The sequence below is a fragment of the Mesorhizobium sp. M4B.F.Ca.ET.017.02.2.1 genome, from assembly GCF_003998955.1.
In the GTDB taxonomy this organism is placed as follows: Bacteria; Pseudomonadota; Alphaproteobacteria; order Rhizobiales; family Rhizobiaceae; genus Mesorhizobium; species Mesorhizobium abyssinicae.
Genome location: NZ_RZOF01000630.1, coordinates 1 through 1,167 on the forward strand (window position 1 = coordinate 1; position 1,167 = coordinate 1,167).

The 1,167-nt window shown below is 65.7% G+C and carries 2 protein-coding genes; both read right to left on the reverse strand.

Annotated elements, in window-relative coordinates:
• Window positions 1-33: 33 nt before the first annotated feature.
• Window positions 34-750, reverse strand: coding sequence for a glutamine amidotransferase (locus EN738_RS34460; protein ID WP_127287384.1), 717 nt, complete (start codon window positions 748-750; stop codon window positions 34-36).
• A gap of 35 nt (window positions 751-785) precedes the next feature.
• The coding region (locus tag EN738_RS34465; protein ID WP_127287386.1) for a TerB family tellurite resistance protein at window positions 786-1,167 on the reverse strand (382 nt) is incomplete at its 5' end.

Genomic DNA, 1,167 nt, shown 5'->3' on the forward strand with positions numbered 1-1,167 from the left:
AGGTCAAGCTCCGCTGCTCAAAGCAATTGGTCTTTACCCCACCGCCGGCTTGCCGAAGATCAGCCCCAGGAATTCGCCCAGCCAGCGTTTCAGATGCATGTCCCAGATCAGCCGGCCGCCGAGATGGTCGCGGCCGGGCTGCGCGCCGGGCAGTTCGAAGCGGTGCGCGCCGCGCACCACCCAGCGCTGCATCATCACCCGGGTCAGTTCGCCATGGAACTGGATGCCCCAGGCATTGTCGCCATAGCGGAAGGCCTGGTTGGGATAGGTCTCGGCCGTCGCCAAGAGCGTCGCATCCTTCGGCAGCGAAAAACCCTCGCGATGGAACTGGTAGACCATCTCCGGCCAGTGCATCAGCTTCTTGCCGGCCTCGGTCGCCTTCAGCGGATACCAGCCGATCTCGACCAGCCCCTCGCCGTGGCCCTCGACCTTGCCGCCGAGATGGTTGACCAGCATCTGCGCGCCCAGGCAGATGCCGAGCAATGGCCGGTTCTCCTTCAGCGGAATGTTGAGCCAGTTGGTCTCGCGGCGGACGAAATCGTCCTCGTCATTGGCGCTCATTGGCCCGCCGAACACCACCGCTCCGGCATGGCCGTCCAGCGTGCCCGGCAATTCATCGCCGAGCGGCGGCCGGCGGATGTCGAGATCGAAGCCTTCTTCCAGAAGCATGTGGCCGACGCGACCGGGGCTCGAACTCTCCTGATGCAGCACGATCAGGATCTTTGGTTTCGAACGCGGTCTCGGCGGCATCGGAAGGCGGAACCCCTGTCTATTCGTCGCCCAGTCTATTCGTCACTTGGGGTTCCGCGAGCGCCGGGCGCCTGCGCGGCGGCCTTCTGGCGCGCCTCGACGCGGTCGCGCCGCTCGACGCCGATCAGCTCGGCGACGCGCCACACCGTGTTGTCCTCCAGCTCGTGCAGTTCGCCGTCGGCATAGACGATCTCCCACATCAGGCCGACGAACGCCTTGCGCGCCTCGGCGTCGAGATGGCGCTTCAGCACGCTGGTGAAGGCATAGAGGTCTATCGCCTCATTGTCGGCCCGCTCGCCGGCGGCGGCCAGCGCGTCGAGCTCTTCGCCGCTGATCGAATAGGTCTGCGCCAACACAGCCTTGAACCGCTCCCACTCGACATCCTGGCGCACGCCGTCGGCGCTCATCACGTGGTAG

Coding starts and splice junctions, on each gene's coding strand:
- EN738_RS34460 (WP_127287384.1), bottom strand. CDS start 750: ATGCCGCCGAGACCGCGTTCGAAACCAAAGATCCTGATCGTGCTGCAT.